This window comes from Arthrobacter sp. T2-23, assembly GCF_055398325.1.
Genome location: NZ_AP027917.1, coordinates 3,282,832 through 3,298,543, shown reverse-complemented (window position 1 = coordinate 3,298,543; position 15,712 = coordinate 3,282,832). Strand labels below are relative to the sequence as shown.

General features: G+C 69.5%; 18 protein-coding genes. 6 read left to right on the top strand and 12 right to left on the bottom strand.

Translation table 11 applies throughout. The features are described 5' to 3' along the window. Positions 1 to 33: 33 nt before the first annotated feature. The 3 genes from ACZ5Z0_RS15405 to ACZ5Z0_RS15395 all read right to left on the bottom strand — a co-directional run bounded on the left by ACZ5Z0_RS15405 (position 34) and on the right by ACZ5Z0_RS15395 (position 1,773). Entirely contained in the window at positions 34 to 987 is a 954-nt protein-coding gene (locus ACZ5Z0_RS15405; protein ID WP_464109172.1) for an MIP/aquaporin family protein, read from the bottom strand. 94 nt (positions 988 to 1,081) lie between these two features. After that, positions 1,082 to 1,420 (bottom strand): DUF202 domain-containing protein, encoded by a 339-nt coding sequence (locus tag ACZ5Z0_RS15400; RefSeq protein WP_464109171.1) that lies wholly within the window; start codon positions 1,418 to 1,420, stop codon positions 1,082 to 1,084. Further along, the gene (locus ACZ5Z0_RS15395) at positions 1,417 to 1,773 is read right to left on the bottom strand and encodes a YidH family protein (protein WP_138768929.1); all 357 of its coding nucleotides are present in this window, start codon (positions 1,771 to 1,773) and stop codon (positions 1,417 to 1,419) included. Before ACZ5Z0_RS15395 ends, ACZ5Z0_RS15400 begins: the two co-directional genes overlap by 4 nt. Positions 1,774 to 1,901: 128 nt before the next feature. Here ACZ5Z0_RS15395 and ACZ5Z0_RS15390 point away from each other — a divergent pair, with 128 nt between their 5' ends. After that, the gene (locus tag ACZ5Z0_RS15390; protein ID WP_464109170.1) at positions 1,902 to 3,038 is read left to right on the top strand and encodes an ADP-ribosylglycohydrolase family protein; all 1,137 of its coding nucleotides are present in this window, start codon (positions 1,902 to 1,904) and stop codon (positions 3,036 to 3,038) included. On the opposite strand, the gene ACZ5Z0_RS15385 is transcribed toward ACZ5Z0_RS15390, so the two are convergent. Continuing rightward, on the bottom strand, positions 3,025 to 3,621 hold the full coding sequence (locus tag ACZ5Z0_RS15385) for a DUF4395 domain-containing protein (protein WP_464109169.1): 597 nt from the start codon (positions 3,619 to 3,621) through the stop codon (positions 3,025 to 3,027). The genes ACZ5Z0_RS15390 and ACZ5Z0_RS15385 overlap by 14 nt on opposite strands. A 62-nt stretch (positions 3,622 to 3,683) precedes the next feature. Then, positions 3,684 to 4,697: a 3'-5' exonuclease gene (locus tag ACZ5Z0_RS15380; protein WP_464109168.1), complete on the bottom strand. Its 1,014-nt coding sequence runs from the start codon at positions 4,695 to 4,697 to the stop codon at positions 3,684 to 3,686. A gap of 67 nt (positions 4,698 to 4,764) precedes the next feature. On the opposite strand from ACZ5Z0_RS15380, the gene ACZ5Z0_RS15375 reads away from it, so the two are divergent. Further along, a complete protein-coding gene (locus ACZ5Z0_RS15375; RefSeq protein ID WP_464110801.1) occupies positions 4,765 to 5,532 on the top strand; it encodes a VTT domain-containing protein in 768 nt (255 codons plus the stop codon). A 19-nt stretch (positions 5,533 to 5,551) separates the two neighbouring features. Here ACZ5Z0_RS15375 and rdgB read toward each other — a convergent pair whose 3' ends face one another. The 4 genes from rdgB to murI form a co-directional block, all read right to left on the bottom strand. Beyond that, positions 5,552 to 6,217, bottom strand: a complete 666-nt coding sequence (rdgB, locus tag ACZ5Z0_RS15370) for an RdgB/HAM1 family non-canonical purine NTP pyrophosphatase (protein ID WP_464109167.1) — start codon at positions 6,215 to 6,217, stop codon at positions 5,552 to 5,554. Continuing rightward, the gene (gene rph / locus ACZ5Z0_RS15365) at positions 6,214 to 6,972 is read right to left on the bottom strand and encodes a ribonuclease PH (protein ID WP_138768925.1); all 759 of its coding nucleotides are present in this window, start codon (positions 6,970 to 6,972) and stop codon (positions 6,214 to 6,216) included. Before rph ends, rdgB begins: the two co-directional genes overlap by 4 nt. A 64-nt stretch (positions 6,973 to 7,036) precedes the next feature. Then, the gene (locus tag ACZ5Z0_RS15360; protein ID WP_138768924.1) at positions 7,037 to 7,834 is read right to left on the bottom strand and encodes an MBL fold metallo-hydrolase; all 798 of its coding nucleotides are present in this window, start codon (positions 7,832 to 7,834) and stop codon (positions 7,037 to 7,039) included. Next, the gene (gene murI / locus ACZ5Z0_RS15355) at positions 7,831 to 8,877 is read right to left on the bottom strand and encodes a glutamate racemase (RefSeq protein ID WP_464109166.1); all 1,047 of its coding nucleotides are present in this window, start codon (positions 8,875 to 8,877) and stop codon (positions 7,831 to 7,833) included. The genes ACZ5Z0_RS15360 and murI overlap by 4 nt, the downstream gene beginning before the upstream one ends. 280 nt (positions 8,878 to 9,157) lie before the next feature. On the opposite strand from murI, the gene ACZ5Z0_RS15350 reads away from it, so the two are divergent. Beyond that, positions 9,158 to 9,874 carry an EAL domain-containing protein gene (locus ACZ5Z0_RS15350; protein WP_464109165.1) on the top strand — a complete coding sequence of 239 codons (717 nt, stop codon included), beginning with the start codon at positions 9,158 to 9,160 and terminating at the stop codon, positions 9,872 to 9,874. Between the two features lie 14 nt (positions 9,875 to 9,888). Here the strand turns inward: ACZ5Z0_RS15350 and ACZ5Z0_RS15345 are convergent, their stop codons facing one another. Together ACZ5Z0_RS15345 and clpS are read right to left on the bottom strand one after the other, a co-directional pair. After that, positions 9,889 to 10,449: a DUF2017 domain-containing protein gene (locus ACZ5Z0_RS15345; RefSeq protein WP_464109164.1), complete on the bottom strand. Its 561-nt coding sequence runs from the start codon at positions 10,447 to 10,449 to the stop codon at positions 9,889 to 9,891. Next, a complete protein-coding gene (gene clpS / locus ACZ5Z0_RS15340) occupies positions 10,442 to 10,813 on the bottom strand; it encodes an ATP-dependent Clp protease adapter ClpS (protein WP_464109163.1) in 372 nt (123 codons plus the stop codon). The genes ACZ5Z0_RS15345 and clpS overlap by 8 nt, the downstream gene beginning before the upstream one ends. Before the next feature lie 507 nt (positions 10,814 to 11,320). Here clpS and ACZ5Z0_RS15335 point away from each other — a divergent pair. From ACZ5Z0_RS15335 to ACZ5Z0_RS15325, 3 genes are read left to right on the top strand one after another with little or no spacing between them, the layout of a single operon-like run. Then, positions 11,321 to 12,649 carry a nicotinate phosphoribosyltransferase gene (locus tag ACZ5Z0_RS15335; RefSeq protein WP_464109162.1) on the top strand — a complete coding sequence of 443 codons (1,329 nt, stop codon included), beginning with the start codon at positions 11,321 to 11,323 and terminating at the stop codon, positions 12,647 to 12,649. Next, complete coding sequence (locus tag ACZ5Z0_RS15330) at positions 12,650 to 13,294, top strand: isochorismatase family protein (protein ID WP_464109161.1); 645 nt, start codon at positions 12,650 to 12,652, stop codon at positions 13,292 to 13,294. A 36-nt stretch (positions 13,295 to 13,330) separates the two neighbouring features. Beyond that, a complete protein-coding gene (locus ACZ5Z0_RS15325) occupies positions 13,331 to 13,720 on the top strand; it encodes a hypothetical protein (protein WP_464109160.1) in 390 nt (129 codons plus the stop codon). A 74-nt stretch (positions 13,721 to 13,794) separates the two neighbouring features. On the opposite strand, the gene ACZ5Z0_RS15320 is transcribed toward ACZ5Z0_RS15325, so the two are convergent. Further along, on the bottom strand, positions 13,795 to 15,579 hold the full coding sequence (locus ACZ5Z0_RS15320) for a DEAD/DEAH box helicase (protein WP_464109159.1): 1,785 nt from the start codon (positions 15,577 to 15,579) through the stop codon (positions 13,795 to 13,797). Between the last annotated feature and the right edge of the window lie 133 nt (positions 15,580 to 15,712).

Below are 15,712 nucleotides of genomic sequence, written 5' to 3'. Positions count from 1 at the left end.
TGCGCACCGGGCCGGCGCCGTCGGCGCCGGCCGCTACGGGGTGGGCTTGTCGAAGAACTCGCGGGCCTCGTCGGCCGGCGCCGGAGCGAGGGTGCGGGCGGGCGCGGCAGGCGCCGTGTCGCCACGATCCTCCAGGTCGGCCGGGTCCTCGCTGTCCCCGAGGTCGTCGGCGTCGGCGAATCCGTCTCGTTCGTCCGGGTCCGCGGTAACGACCGCCAGCGGCGCCGAGGTGTGGGCAAAGCCACGGAACACCAGGCCGGCCGCGGCGGCACCGACCAGCGGCGCCACCCAGAAGAGCCAGAGCTGGCCCAGGGCGTCAGGGCTGCTGAACACGGCCGACGCCGTCGCGCGCGCCGGGTTGAACGGGGCGTTCCCGATGCTCTGTCCCAGCTGGAGCAGCACGGCCATGCTCAGGCCGACGGCGAACGGCGCGGCGGCCCTCGCCGGATTGCGTCCCGCGGTGGTGCCGAGATACACCGCCACGAGCAGCGCGGCGCCGAGTACCTCGACCAGCAGGACGCCGGGCATCGGGGCCTGGATGACCGAGCGCGCGTCAAAGCCGGCTGCCACCGTGTCGAATGCCGCGCGGGTTCCGTTGAGCTTCGGGACGGTGCGCAGGATGCCAAACAGCGTCAACGCGCCAAGCAGGGCACCCACCAGCTGCGCGCCGAGGTAGGCCGCGGCCTCGACCGGACGGATCCGCCCGGCGATCAGGTTCCCCAGCGTCACGGCGGGGTTGTAGTGGCCTCCTGAAAGGTAGCCGAAGGCAAGCATGGCCGCGGTAAGCGCCAAGCCCGCCGCCAGCGACGCGGACAGCGGGTTGTACTGCGGCACGGCGAACAGCGGCACGCCCAGGCCAACGGCCACGACGAACAGGGTCCCGAGAGCCTCGGCGGACAGCCGGGCGATGAGGCCGGGCTGCCGGTCGTCGAGGTCGGTGGACGGCTTGGCGCCGCCGTGCCCGGAGGCTGGCACTGGCATGGTCATTGCCTGAAATCCTTTGGTTGGGGGTCATAGTCTGGTTGGAGTCTGCCAGCGGAGGCTGGATGTTCGCTGGAGGCCCGCCGGGCCGCGCGGTGCCCTAGGTCCCGAGGGCGATCGCGGCCACCGTGCTCACGGCCAGCGCCAGGACAGCCGCAGTTGCACTGAACATCAGCGCGGCCGGGACCGCTGCGGTGCAGCTGCGAAGCTGCCGCGAGCGCACCCGGACGCAGACAAAGAGGACCACGGTGGATCCGAGGGCCGCAGCGGCACAGAGACCCAGGTAGTCGAAGCGGTCGGCGGCGTGATCCCCCGCTCCGGAGACCGCCCAGGTGCGCCAGATGAACAGATCCGCGACGACAAGGGCCAGCAGGGTCCGGCCCCAGGCCAACGTGGTGCGTTCCGGCTGCAGCCCCGGGTCCCGCGGCGGCGCGGTCACCGTGCGATCAAGATCAGGATGGCGATGGTGAGCGCGGCGATGGCCACGCCGACGGTCATGACCAGCATCAGCCCGGAGTAGGGCAGCTCCCGGTTGTTGCGCATCGCGGCTTCCATCCGGCCCCAGCGGTGGTAGGCCAGTGCTGCCAGTCCGGCGCCGAGGACCGCCAGCACGACGCAGATGACGATGCGCACGGGACCGGGTGCGATGTTGGGTGCCAGCTGGTCGATGGCGAGGGCCCCGGCGATCAGGGCCAGCGAGGTCCGTACCCAGGCCAGGAAGGTCCGCTCGTTGGCCAGCGTAAACCTGTAGTCGGGCGTGCTGCCTGTCTTCCGCCACGCTGGTTCGCGCATCACTCTCCCTTGTCCGTCCTTTGTCCGAGGCCGCGGCACCATGACGAACCTGGCACCACCAGCACCCTACCCGCCCCAGCCGGCGCCGCGTTCCCGCACGGGCCGGGCTGCGGGGTAAATTTGAAAGCATGAGCACTGAGCCCGGCGGCACCGACGCCGCAACCCCCGCGGCAGCCCCCGCGCCGTCCCACGCATCCCGCATCCACGGCTGCCTGCTGGGCGGCGCACTCGGCGATTCGCTGGGCTACGCCGTGGAATTCGAGAAAATCGATTCGATCCGCGCCACGTTCGGGCCCGAAGGGCTGCGCGACTTCGCGGAGCTGGGCGCCGGCAGCCACTTCTCCGACGATACCCAGATGACGCTGTACACCGTGGACGGCCTGCTGGAGGCGCTCGAGTGGGCCAACTCGGGCGTGGCGGCGGACACGAACGCCTGCCTCTGGCTCGCCTACCTGCGCTGGCTCGGCAGCCAGGGCGTGCCGATACCCGATTCCGCGCCGTTCCAGCCGCCGCGCTGGATCGACGGCCACGAGGTGCTCCGGCACCGCCGCGCGCCGGGCAACGCCTGCCTCAGCGGCCTCGCCACCGGGGAAATGGGAACCGTGTACCGCCCGGTCAACCCGGATTCCAAGGGCTGCGGCACGGTGATGCGGTCGGCCCCGTTCGGGCTGATCCCGCACATCGAGGCGGAATCGGTCTACAAGCTCAGTGCGGACGCGGCGTCGCTGACCCACGGGCACCCTTCGGCACGGCAGAGCGCCGGCGTGTTCAGCCTGCTGATCCACTCCCTGGCCAACGGCGGAAGCCTGGACGAGGCGGCCGGCTTCGCGCTCTCCCGGCTGCAGGCGGGCCGGCTGCCACGGGGCGAGGAACCCGATCCGGTGCTGCTGGAGCGGCTGGCGGCGTCCGTCCGGCTCGCCGCTGCCGGCGACGGCGGCCTGCTGGGCGCCGAGGAGCTCGTCCGCGAACTCGGTGAGGGCTGGGTGGCCGAGGAGGCACTCGCCGTCGGGCTTTACGCTGTACTGGCCACCGCCCCCACAACGACGACGTCGACGTCCGCCGGGCCGGAGGACCATTTCCGGGCGGCGATCGCGGTGGCTGTGAACCACAGCGGGGACAGCGACTCCACCGCCTCGATCGCGGGCAACATCCTGGGCGCCTACTACGGCGAGGACTGCCTGCCGGCGGACTGGCTGTCGGCGCTCGAGGCGCCGGAGGTCATCCGCGGCATGGCCGAGCGGCTGGCGGCGGTTACGGGCGCCTAAGGGAAATGTTGTTGCAGGCTTCGCAGACATCCTCGGGGATGAGTCCGCGGCGCTGCAGCATCCCGAAAATCGCGCAGCCGAGGCAGAAGCCGGCAAAGGCCTCCAGCGAGGCGGCAACGATCAGGAGCGCGAGCAGGATCCAAGCGGCCGGGGCCAAACCCACGGCGAGGAGGATGGCGGCCGTCGTGGACAGGGCCGCGCCGATGCCCTGAGCGAAGCGCTTCGGCGGGCCGGGGACCAGCCTCTTCTTGCCCAGCCACGGCGTCAGGACCTTGACCGAGAGCACACCGAAGGGCGAGATCCGGGGGCCGAACAGCACCCGCAGCCAGAAGCCGGCCGCGATGACCGCCAGCCCCCAGCCGAAGCCGGTCAGCAGCGTCACGAGGGAGAGCAGCACCACGAGGGCTGCGGTGATCCGCGCAGAGTACTCGTTCACCGGGTTGGGGAAGGCAAACACCTTGCCCCAGTCGATGCCGCCCCGCGGGTCAGCGGCGGGAGCCTGTGCTGTTCTGTTCTCCTCGGAGATGGTCTCCCCAACGGTGTTTTCCCCCGGGCGGGCCTGTGCCGAGATCAGTTTGCTCATCATTCAAGGCTAGGAGCGGCCGGGGCCGGGACGAAATGATTGTTGCGCTGTGTGACCCCGGCTCAGCTCGCCGCCGCCACGTGGCCGCCAACCATCTGGAGGAACTCCCCCTCGGAGACGACTTCGATCCGCTGGCCGCGCTCATGCAGTTCAAGCACCCGGCGCGCCTTGCCGGTCAGCCGGCCCGACCGCAGGTCCGACGCGACAAAGCCGTCCCCCACCACCAGGACCGTGGTGCGGGCCGTGACGCGGCTTTCGGGCCGTGCCCCCAGTTCGGCCGAGCGCAGCTTCGCCTCGGGTCTCGGAATCGCCAGTTCCCCGGTAAACACCACGGTCTGCCCGAACAGCGGGTGGTCCGGTTCGGCCGCAGCGTTGGGCACCGGGTTGGCCCCCTCCTCCGGCCAGCCGGGCCGGAACGGGCGGGTCGCGGCAGCCGGGCCCTGGCCCGCTGCCAGCGCTTCGAGGGCCGACTGGGTGGCCTTGGAGAGCGGGTCGCGGCGCGGGTCGAAGGCCGGCTGCCGGGACACGGCCAGCCCCAGCGAGAGGTAGAGCTCGGCAATGCTGGCGGCGCCGTTGCGGGCGGCGATGTCGATCAGGATGCCGGCGCAGGCGCGCGCGTCCTCGGCAGCGTCGTGGTGGTTCAGCAGCGGAACCCCGGCTTCGGCGGCGGCGTAGGGCAGCGAGTTGGACACCAGCGAGTAGCAGCGCCGGGAGAGCATGACGGTGCAGACGTAGTCGTAGGCGGGACCAGGCAATCCGGACACCTCCAGGCCGGAGCGGATCACGCCCAGGTCAAAGGCGGCGTTGTGGGCGGCCAGCACGTCGTCGCCGATGAAAGCGCCGATCTCCGGGAACAGCTCACCGAATCGGGGCAGGCCGGCCACCTGCTCGGGCCGGATCCCGTGGATGCGGACGTTGTGGTGGTCGAAGGCGTCGTGGTTGGCAGGCGGGCGCATCAGCCAGGAGGCTTCCTCGACGACGACGCCGCCGCGCACCTTGCTCAGGCCGACGGCGCACGGCGAGCCGCGGAAGCCGTTCGCGGTCTCGAAGTCGATCGCCGTAAAGTCCAAACCCACGCTCCAACTTTAGCGTCGGAACCGGCCCTGGCCCGTCAAGTACCCTAGATAGGTGAACCTTTATACTCTGCACGACGTCGCCGTGACCACGCTTGCGGGCGCCGGACCGGTCCAACCGCACCTGTCCTCGTTCCTGCCCGACTGGCTCAATCCCCAGGTCTTCCTGGCGGACCCGGCCCTGGCGCCATGGGTTGTCGTGCTGGTCTGCGGCATCATCTTCGCCGAGACCGGCCTGCTGATCGGCTTCTTCCTGCCCGGCGATTCAATGCTGTTCACGGCCGGACTGCTCGTGGCGACGGACACGATCAAGTTCAACATCTGGGCGTTCGCCGCCCTGATTGTCGTGTCCGCGATCATTGGCAACCAGGCCGGCTACCTGATCGGTTCCAAGGCCGGTCCTGCCATCTTCAACAAGCCCGACTCCAAGCTGTTCAAGCGGGAGAACGTGGAAAGCGCCCACGCGTTCTTCGAGAAGCACGGCGGCAAGGCACTCATCCTGGCCCGCTTCGTCCCCATCATCCGGACCTTTGTCCCGGTGATTGTCGGCGTGGCCCAGATGAGCAAGCGCAAGTTCTTCATCTACAACGTGATCGGCGCCGTGCTGTGGGGCGGCGGCGTCACTCTGCTCGGCTACCTGCTGGGCGACAGCGTGCCGTGGGTGCGCAACAACCTGGACATCATCTTCATCGCGATCGTCCTGCTCTCCGTCATTCCGATCGGCATTGAGCTGGTCCGCGGTTTCATCGCCCGGCGCCAGGCAGAGAAGTACGGAACCGATGTCGTGGAAGAGTTCCTTGAGGAGCACGAGCCCGAAGAGGAGCGCAAGACGCCCTAAGCTTCAGGAACGGCGCTGGCTACTTTCCCGCCAGCGCCTCCACGATCGCCGGAAGGAGCGCCCGGAAGGCGTGGCCGCGGTGGCTGATGGCGTTCTTCTCCTCGGGACTCAGCTCGGCGCAACTGCGGTCCAGGCCGCTGGGCTGGAGCACCGGGTCGTAGCCGAAGCCGCCGGCGCCGCGCGGCTCCCGCAGCAAGGTACCTTCCAGCTGGCCGTACTCGACCACCTCACGTGCCACCCCGCCGGCCTGTTCGGGCACGGCCAGCGCGGCGGCACAGACAAACGCCGCGCCGCGGAATTCGTCCGGCACGTCGGAAAGCTGGTCCAGCAGCAGCCGCAGGTTCGCGGCGTCGTCCCCGTGCCGTCCCGCCCAGCGCGCCGAGAAGATGCCGGGGGCGCCGCCCAGGACGTCCACGGCCAGGCCGGAGTCGTCGGCGATCGCGACCAGGCCGGTGGCTTCTGCCACGGCCCGGGCCTTGAGCAGCGAGTTTTCCGCGAACGTCACCCCGGTTTCGGCGACGTCGGGGGCACCAACGGCGCCTGCGTCCACCACCTGCGTGTCGACGTCGAGACCGGGCAGCTGCCCGCGCAGCAGCTCCCGCAATTCCCGCAGCTTGCCCTGGTTGTGGGTCGCGAGTACCAGCACCGGGCGGGCCTCCGGCTGAGCGGACGCAGCGCCGCTCATGGGGCCTCGGCCAGGGTTTCGCGCTGGATCGCGGCGAGCTGTTCCGTGCCCAGCAGGGCCAGGTCCAGCAGTTTGTTGAGCTCGTCGCGGTCGAAGGGGGCCCCCTCGGCGGTGCCCTGGACCTCGACGAACTTGCCCGAACCGGTGACCACGACGTTCATGTCGGTCTCGGCCCGGACATCCTCCACGTACGGCAGGTCCAGCATCGGCACGCCGTCGATGATGCCCACCGAGACGGCTGCGATGGTGTCCACCAGCGGCTGCGCGTTGCGGGCGATCAGCTTGTTCTCCCGGGCGTAGCGGATCGCTTCGGCGAGGGCGACGTAGGCGCCGGTGATCGCCGCGGTGCGGGTGCCGCCGTCGGCCTGCAGGACGTCGCAGTCCAGCACGATCGTGTTCTCGCCGAGGGCCTTCGTGTCGATGATGGAGCGCAGCGAGCGGCCGATCAGTCGGGAAATCTCGTGGGTGCGGCCGCCGATCTTGCCCTTGACGGACTCGCGGGCGGAGCGGGTGTTCGTGGCCCGCGGCAGCATGGCGTATTCGGCCGTGACCCAGCCCCGGCCCTCACCCTTGAGCCAGCGCGGCACCCCCTCGGTCAGCGACGCCGTGCAGAGTACCCGGGTGTTGCCGAACTCGATGAGCGCCGAGCCTTCGGCCTGCTTGGACCAGCCGCGGGTAATGCTGATCGGGCGGAGCTGGTCGGGGGTGCGGCCATCGGCACGGATGACGGGGGCAGTGAGGGCTTCGGAAGTCATGCCTTCCAGCATATCGACTCGGCGCGGGGCTTCTCCCCGGGCCCGCTTTTCAGGCGGTGTACGTTCAGACGGTGTAGTGCACGCCCGCCACGGCAACGGCCACGTGCTGGCCGAAGACCTCCTTGGCTTCCGCCATCACGGTGGTCGGGGACGTCCACACCGGGATGTGGGTCAGCAGCAGCCGGCGCGCCCCGGCAGCCACTGCGGCCTCGGCGGCACGCTTGCCGGTCAGATGGACGTCCTTGATGCCGTCGTCGCGGCCCTCTTCGAACGCCGCCTCGCACAGGAACAGGTCGGCGTCCCGGGCGGCGTCCTCCAGGCCGCCGCAGGAGTCGGTGTCCCCCGAGTAGCTCAGCACGCGGGTGAGCGGGGTGCCGTCCTTGCCCGGCTCGGTCACCTCCACCCGCAGGGCGTAGGCCTCCTCGACCGGGTGGTTCACCGCGAACGGGGTAACGGTGAACGGGCCCATGGTGACCGGTTTGCGCTCGGACCAGTTACTGAAGTCGAATTCCTCGTGCATGCCCGGATCCAGGTCCAGGCCGTAGGCGGTGGCCATCCGGTCCGCGGTCGCGGCCGGCCCCCAGACCGGGATCCTGCCGCGCCCCCAGCCGCCGGGCTTCCAGCGCACCGCGACGTGCAGTCCGCACAGGTCCATGCAGTGGTCCGGATGCAGGTGGGTGAGGAAAATCCCGTCGATGTCCTCAAGGTCGGTGTAGCGCTGGATCGCGCCGAGGGCGCCGCTGCCAAGGTCCAGCACGATCTTCCAGCTCCGCTCGCCGTCGTGCGCGGTCAGCAGATAGCACGACGCCGGCGAGCCGGGACCGGGAAAGGACCCGGTACACCCCACAATGGTCAGCTTCACAGGCCGGACCCCCGGAGGCCGTTCAGCGGCGCCCCGTCGGCGGAGACAACATCGGGGGAGACAAAGTTGGAGAGGCGCGGCCGATTCGCGCCGGCCTGGGCGGCGGCCAGCATTTCCGGGGTGATCCGGGCCAGGCTGCCGGTGGGGTACTGCGCCGCGACGTGGTCGACGTGGCGGACGCTGAGAACCTCCGGGCCGAGGAAACGCCGGGCGAGGTGCTCGAACTGCGCGGCGTCGCCGGTGGCGATGAAGTGGTACTCCGGAGCGGAGGTCCCGGTGCGTTCCAGGCCGCGGGAGGCGAGCGCACGGTAAACGTCCTTGGCGGTCTCCTCCGCACTGGACACTAACGTGACATCCTCGCCCATGACGTAGGAGATCACTCCGGTGAGCAGCGGGTAGTGGGTGCAGCCGAGCACCACGGTGTCCACCCCGGCGGCCTTCAGCGGCTCAAGGTATTCGCGGGCGACGGCGAGCAGCTCCGGGCCCGTGGTGATGCCCGCCTCCACGTAGGGCACGAAGGCCGGGCAGGCCACGGAGGTGATGTGCAGGTCCGGCGCCGCCGCGAAGGTGTCCTCGTAAGCGCGGGAGCCGACCGTGGCCGAGGTGCCGATCACGCCGACCCTGCCGCTGCGGGTGGCGGCAACCGCGCGCCGGACGGCCGGCTGGATCACTTCAATGACCGGAATGCCGTACCGGGCGGTGTAGCGTTCCCGGGCGTCGCGGAGCACGGCGGCGGACGCGGAGTTGCAGGCGATGGTGAGCAGCTTGACGCCGGAATCCACCAGCTCGTCCATCACGCCGAGTGCGTTGGCGCGGACCTCGGCGATGGGCAGCGGACCGTAGGGCCCATGCGCGGTGTCGCCGACATACAGGATGGATTCGTTGGGCAGCTGGTCAATGATGGACCGTGCGACCGTGAGGCCGCCGACGCCGGAGTCGAAGACGCCGATCGGGCGCTCCCCCAGCCCGGCATTTCCGGTGCTGCCCGCTGCGGTCTCCGCCGCAGCTGGCGCTGCCGGATCCGTGCTCGATGCTGAAGTCATGATTATTCGAGGATAGGGCTTCACTACAGGTGCGGCCATCACATTGTGTCGCGCAACTCGTGTCTAATGGGTCACACCGCGCTCCTCCGGCAGAGCGACGCGCGGAGGGCCGGTGTTCGTCGGTGACGGCCTGCCGCTGCACCGGCCGATATGCTTTTGGCTCCGTCGAGTTGTCGACGGCGACCGTCGTGCCCCACGGTGGGCGCAACCAGGGGGAAGGGACCGCACAATGGCATGCGATGGCTGCACGACGTCGTCAAAACTCGACTTCGATTTCAGCATGGCTTTCCAGCCGATCTACGACGCAGCTGCCGGCCGCGTCTGGGGCTACGAGGCACTGGTCAGGGGCTCGGCGGGAGAGGGCGCCTTCAGCGTCCTCTCACGAGTCGCCCCGGAGCAGAAGTACCGCTTCGACCAGGACTGCCGGGTCAAGGCAATCGAGCTGGCCTCGCGGCTGTTTCCCGCCGGTGAGGACTTGATTCTTTCCATCAATTTCATGCCGAATGCGGTCTACGAACCGGCGGCGTGCCTGCGTGCGACGCTGCTGGCAGCCAGGCGCTGCAGCTTTCCGACGTCGTCAATCATGTTCGAGTTCACCGAGAACGAAGAGGTTTCGGACACCGCCCACCTCACGAACATCATCACCGAGTACCGCAAGCACGGCTTCACCACCGCCATCGACGACTTTGGTGCCGGGCATGCGGGCCTGGGGCTCCTGGTCGACTTCCAGCCGGACCTGATCAAGATCGATATGAAGCTCATCCGGGGAATCGACACGAGCCCGGCCCGTCAGGCCGTGATCGCCGGCATCGTCGGCATCGGAAGGGAGCTCGACATCACGGTGCTCGCAGAGGGCATCGAGACTGAGGCAGAGTTCCTGGTCCTGAGGCGGGCGGGGATCCGCCTGTTTCAGGGATATTGGTTCGCGAAGCCGGCCTTCGAGGCGCTTCCCCAGATTCTCTCGGTGCCAGTCGCTGGCGTCACCACCGTCGCCTAGCCTTCAGCGGACCGCTAGGCCTCGAGCGAGGCCAGCATCGCCTGGACCAAAGACTCCTGCAGCCAGGTGGTGAAGTTGTACACCAGGGCCAGGTAGCTTTCGACGTCCTCCGCCTGGGACCAGTCCTGCATCCGGTGGACATGCTCGGCGTCGGCGTCGTCCCGGATGTCGAGGCGTTCGGCGAGCACCAGCCGGACGTCGTTGAGCGCCGTGGACCAGTGCCGGGCGTCCGCGGGCGTGAGCACCAGCTCGTCCTTGTCCAGGCCGAGGGCCGCCGCCTTCAGCGCGCCGATCTTGTTCTCGCGCAGCGAGCGCTCGGTGTAACGGCGGAACTCGAGGGAGGCCTCGTCGTCGTCCTTCATCACGTTGGGCAGCAGGCGCCGCAGGGCCCGGTCAGACGGTTCGCGGGCCTCGCTGTCGAGCCCGACGAGCGCGGCCAGGGGATCCTGGTTGGGGCGTTCCTCCGGTTCCAGCATGGAAATGACGTCATCGAAGAGGCTGCGCAGCAGATCCCGTTCGGCCGGCTCCAGGAAGCCTGTGATGCCCTTGAGCCCGTACTTGAATGCCTTAGCCACGCTTACCCTTGCCCTTGCCTGATCCGGTGCCGCGGCCGTGGCCGCCGGTTGCCTTCTCCACGGTGGCCCAGAGGCCGTAGCCGTGCATGGCGACCGCGTGCTGCTCCACCTGCTCCTTGCTGCCGTGCGCCACGATGGAGCGGCCTTTCTTGTGCACCTCGAGCATGAGCTTGTTGGCCTTCGCCTCGGAGTAGCCGAAGTAGCTGCGGAAGACGTAGCTCACATAGCTCATCAGGTTCACTGGATCATTCCAGATCACGAGGTTCCAGGGGATGTCCGGGGCGGTCAGGACGTCGGTGGACGCCGCTGTTCCGGTCTGGGTGCTCTCCTGGGTGTCAGGGCCGAGCGCAACGCTAAGGGTCATCTGTCCATTCTATGGGGCGGTGGGCCCACGCCGGCGAGGGCCCCGCGGCGAAGCGAAGCGAGACGAGGGAGCCGGTGGGTGGGCCCACACCGGCGAGGGCCCCGCGGCGAAGCGAAGCGAGACGAGGGAGCCGGTGGGTGGGCCCACACCGGCGAGGGCCCCGCGGCGAAGCGAAGCGAGACGAGGGGGCCGGTGGGTGGGCCCACACCGGCGAGGGCCCCGCGGCGAAGCGAAGCGAGACGAGGGGGCCGGTGGGTGGGCCCACACCGGCGAGGGCCCCGCGGCGAAGCGAAGCGAGACGAGGGAGCCGGTGGGTGGGCCCACACCGGCGAGGGCCCCGCGGCGAAGCGAAGCGAGACGAGGGAGCCGGTGGGTGGGCCCACACCGGCGAGGGCCCCGCGGCGAAGCGAAGCGAGACGAGGGAGCCGGTGGGTGGGCCCACACCGGCGAGGGCCCCGCGGCGAAGCGAAGCGAGACGAGGGAGCCGGTGGGGACTAGAGTGAATTTGTGAGTACCTCCGCCGGCTGGGACCATCCCCGCACGTCCCTCTACACCGACCATTACGAGCTGACCATGCTGCAGGCCGCGCTGCACTCCGGCGCCGCGCACCGCAAGTCGGTGTTCGAGGCCTTCGCCCGGCGACTGCCGGACGGACGCCGCTACGGCATCGTGGCCGGAACCGGCCGGCTGCTGGAAGGGATCGCCGACTTCCGCTTCGGCGAGCCCGAGCTCGACTTCCTGCGCCGCACCAAGGTGGTCAACGAAGAAACCCTGGAGTACCTGGCGAACTTCTCCTTCTCCGGTGACATCTGGGGCTACGCGGAGGGCGAGGCGTACTTCCCCAACTCCCCCATCCTGATCGTCGAATCCACTTTCGCCGAGGCGTGCATCCTCGAGACGTACATCCTCTCGATCCTCAACCACGACAGCGCCATCGCCTCCGCGGCCTCCCGCATGATCACCGCCGCCGGCACCCGGCCCTGCGTCGAGATGGGCTCCCGCCGGACCCAGGAGGAATCCGCCGTCGCTGCCGCCCGGGCCGCCGTGATCGCGGGCTTCGACAGCACCTCCAACCTCGAGGCCGGCCGCCGCTACGGGATCAAGACCGTGGGCACGGCGGCCCACTCTTTCACCCTGCTGCACGACACCGAGCGCGAGGCGTTCGAGGCGCAGATCGCCTCGATGGGCGCCGGCACCGCGCTGCTCGTGGACACCTACGACGTCGAGGCGGCGGTGCGCGCCGCCGTCGAACTGGCCGGCGCCAAGCTGGGCGCCGTCCGCCTGGACTCCGGCGACCTCGTCGCCCAGGCGCAGTGGGTCCGGCAGCTCCTCGACGAACTCGGCAACGAGAACACCCGGATCATCGTCACCTCGGACCTGGACGAATTCGCCATTGCCGCGCTGCAGTCCGCCCCGGTGGACTCCTACGGCGTCGGCACTTCGCTGGTGACGGGCTCCGGCGCGCCGACGGCCAGCATGGTCTACAAGCTGGTCAGCCGCACCGACGACAACGGCGACTTTGTTGCGGTGGCCAAGGCGGCGAAGAACAAGACCAGCAAGGGCGGCCGGAAGTACGCCCTTCGCAGGCTCAACGAACGCGGCACTGCCAGCCAGGAGATCGTCGGGATCGGGCACCGCCCGAACGACGACGGCAACGACCGGCCGCTGCTGCAGCAGTTCATCAAGAACGGCGAGCTGCTGCCAGGATGGACCGGGCCCGAAGGTGTGGTGCGGGCACGGCAGCGCCACGCGGACAGCATGCGGGAGCTTCCGGCCGTGGTCAACCGGCTCCAGCGCGGCGAAGCAGCCATCCCCACCATCTACGAGGAGGACTGAATGTCACGCGCCTTGATCATTGTTGACGTGCAGAACGATTTCTGTGAGGGCGGGACGCTCCCGGTCGAGGGCGGGGCCGCCCTGGCCGCCGAAATCAGCGAATACGTCGACGCCCACCACGGGCAGTTCGACCACATTGTCGCCACCCAGGACTGGCACATCGAGCCCGGCGCGCATTTCTCGGACGAGCCGGACTTCGTCGACAGCTGGCCCAGGCACTGCGTCGCCGGAACCCGGGGGGCCGAGCTCCACCCGGACCTCGACACGGAATACATCCAGGCCTACTTCCGCAAGGGACAGTTCACCGCGGCCTACTCGGGTTTCGAGGGCCTGCTCGCCCCGGACGACGCCGTCCCCACCGGCGACCGCACGCCCGGCTCGCTGCCCGTCGGGGGCGCCGATGCCGCCGAGGCTTTCGCCGCCGGCGAGGATGCCATCGGCCTGGACGACTGGCTGCAGAGCCACGACGTCGAGGAGGTTGTGGTGGTGGGAATCGCCACCGACCACTGCGTCAGGGCCACCGCGCTTGACGCCGTCCAGGCCGGATACTCCGTCACCGTGCTGCGCGGGCTCACCGTGGGCATCGCGGAAGACCTCGACGACGCCCTGGCCGAGATGGAACTCGGCGGCGTCGACATCGCCTGAGCTCGTCGCGGCGTCCGCCCGCACAGTAGACTCGGAATGCTTGCCAGTAAACGTCTGACCCGTAAAGCCCCGGAGTACACCATGAAGAAGATCCTGACCGTCCTGATCGCTGCCGGGACCCTGCTCGGCGCTGCCGCCTGCTCGGCCCCGAAAATGACGAGCGAGGAAACCTGCGCGCGCATCAAGACCATCACCGCCTCGCCGACCTCCAGCTCCGACAAGTTCGGCATGACCCGGCTGGCGAACCAGATCCGGCCCATCGAGGCGAACGCCTCCGAAGAGCTCCAGGCCCCGCTGCAGTCGATTGTCGACTACCTCGACGAGTCCGCGAAGAAGGACCCGGATTCGGCCAAGCTGGAGGATCTGAAGGCCAAGTACACCTCGGCCGGCCAGACCTTCTCCCAGGCCTGCGGCGCCGCCCAGTAACGGCGGCCGTACCAGCGCACGAAATAGGGACCGGTCACCCGGTCCCTTTTTCATGCCTGCGTTCTGCGCCGGCCCTACTTCCGGCCGATGAACCAGTCCTGGAGCTTCCGCAGCCGCGTCTGCAGCTGCTCCTCGTTGGCCTGCGCCACGGCCGGGCCGCCGCACACGGTCCGGAGCTTGGTGTGGATGACGCCGTGCGGGGTGCCCGTGCGCGCGGACCAGGCCGCGACGTTCTTGGCCAGTTCGGTACGCAGGTCCATCAGCATCCGGTGGTCCGGCACTGCGGGCGCCGGCCCGGAGGCCGCTCCCTGCGGCGCGCGCTTGTTCTTGCGGTTGAGCTGTTCGTGCTGGCGCTGGCGCAGCAGGGTGCCCACCTGTTCGGCGTCGAGCAGGCCCGGGATACCGAGGAAGTCGAGCTCGTCCTCGGAGCCCACTTCGCCGCCGGTGCCGAATTCGCCGCCGTCGAACAGGACGCGGTCGAAGGAGGCCTGCGAGTCGAGCGCCTCGAACTTGCCCTTCATCAGGGTGTCGGAGGCCTTTTCCTCGCGGTTCGCCTCGTCCATGAGCGAGTCCTCCGGGTTGAACAGCCCGTCGGAGTCCTCCTTCTCCGGACGGTCCAGGGCGTGGTCGCGTTCGGCCTCCATCGAGTTCGCCAGCGCCATCAGCTGCGGCACGGAGGGCAGGAACACCGACGCCGTCTCGCCGCGCTTGCGGGCACGCACGAAGCGGCCCACGGCCTGGGCGAAGAACAGCGGCGTGGACGTGGAGGTCGCGTAGACGCCGACGGAAAGCCGCGGGACGTCCACGCCTTCGGACACCATGCGGACCGCGACCATCCAGCGCTTCTCGCCGGCGGAGAACTCCTCGATCTTGGACGAGGCCTTCGCGTCGTCGGAGAGGATGACCGTGGGGGACTCGCCGGTGATCCTCTTCAACTGGCCGGCGTAGGCCCGCGCGTCGTCGTGGTCGGTGGCAATGACCAGGCCGCCGGCGTCGGGCACGGTGCGCCGCACCTCGCTGAGGCGCTTGTCCGCGCCGGCCAGCACGGCCGGGATCCACTCGCCGGCCGGGTTCAGCGCGGTCCGCCAGGCCTGGGACACGATGTCCTTGGTCACGGCGGCCTCACCGAGGGAGGCGGCCATCTCGTCGCCGGCACTGGTGCGCCAGCGCATCTGGCCGGAGTAGGCCATAAACATCACCGGGCGGACCACGTGGTCGCGCAGGGCCTTTCCGTAGCCGTAGGTGTAGTCGGCCTTGGAACGGCGGATCCCGTCGCGGTCCTCGGCGTACTCGACGAACGGGATGGGCGAGGTGTCCGAGCGGAACGGCGTACCGGTCAGCGAGAGGCGCCGGGTGGCGGGATCGAAGGCTTCGCGCAGCCCGTCGCCCCAGGACAGCGCCTCGCCGCCGTGGTGGATTTCGTCGAGGATCACCAGCGTGCGCGCTGCCTCGGTCTTGGCCCGGTGCAGCATCGGCTTGCTGGCCACCTGCGCGTACGTGACGGCGACGCCGATGAAGCCGCGGCCGTGCGCCCCGTCCGCGTTCTTAAAGTTGGGATCGATGGCGATGCCGACCTTGGCGGCGGCGTCGGCCCACTGGCGCTTCAGGTGGTCCGTCGGGGCCACGATGGTCACCCGGTTCACCACCCCGGCCTCGATCAGCATCGAGGCCACCCGGAGGGCGAAGGTGGTCTTACCGGCGCCGGGGGTGGCGACCGCGAGGAAGTCCTTGGGGTGGGTGCTGAAGTAGCTGTCCAGGGCTTCCTGCTGCCAGGCACGGAGCTTGGGCGCGGTCCCCCAGGCGGCCCGCTCGGGATAGGCCGGGGGCAGCACTGGGCCGCCGAAGAGTGTCTCAGTCACCTAGGACCCCTCCCTTCCGCGCACGTCAGCCGGTTCCGGAGAAACCCTAGTAAGCACAAAAACACCAATCTTTTTCGGATGAACCGGACAGCAGGGATGCAACCCAGCCGGTTTCTGCCCGCGACGGATCAAA

Bases quoted from the DNA above. Each gene is read 5' to 3' on its own strand.
- ACZ5Z0_RS15405 (WP_464109172.1), bottom strand. From the start codon at position 987: ATGACCATGCCAGTGCCAGCCTCCGGGCACGGCGGCGCCAAGCCGTCC.
- ACZ5Z0_RS15395 (WP_138768929.1), bottom strand. From the start codon at position 1,773: ATGCGCGAACCAGCGTGGCGGAAGACAGGCAGCACGCCCGACTACAGG.
- ACZ5Z0_RS15390 (WP_464109170.1), top strand. From the start codon at position 1,902: ATGAGCACTGAGCCCGGCGGCACCGACGCCGCAACCCCCGCGGCAGCC.
- ACZ5Z0_RS15385 (WP_464109169.1), bottom strand. From the start codon at position 3,621: ATGAGCAAACTGATCTCGGCACAGGCCCGCCCGGGGGAAAACACCGTT.
- rdgB (WP_464109167.1), bottom strand. From the start codon at position 6,217: ATGAGCGGCGCTGCGTCCGCTCAGCCGGAGGCCCGCCCGGTGCTGGTA.
- rph (WP_138768925.1), bottom strand. From the start codon at position 6,972: ATGACTTCCGAAGCCCTCACTGCCCCCGTCATCCGTGCCGATGGCCGC.
- murI (WP_464109166.1), bottom strand. From the start codon at position 8,877: ATGACTTCAGCATCGAGCACGGATCCGGCAGCGCCAGCTGCGGCGGAG.
- ACZ5Z0_RS15350 (WP_464109165.1), top strand. From the start codon at position 9,158: ATGGCTTTCCAGCCGATCTACGACGCAGCTGCCGGCCGCGTCTGGGGC.
- clpS (WP_464109163.1), bottom strand. From the start codon at position 10,813: ATGACCCTTAGCGTTGCGCTCGGCCCTGACACCCAGGAGAGCACCCAG.
- ACZ5Z0_RS15330 (WP_464109161.1), top strand. From the start codon at position 12,650: ATGTCACGCGCCTTGATCATTGTTGACGTGCAGAACGATTTCTGTGAG.
- ACZ5Z0_RS15325 (WP_464109160.1), top strand. From the start codon at position 13,331: ATGCTTGCCAGTAAACGTCTGACCCGTAAAGCCCCGGAGTACACCATG.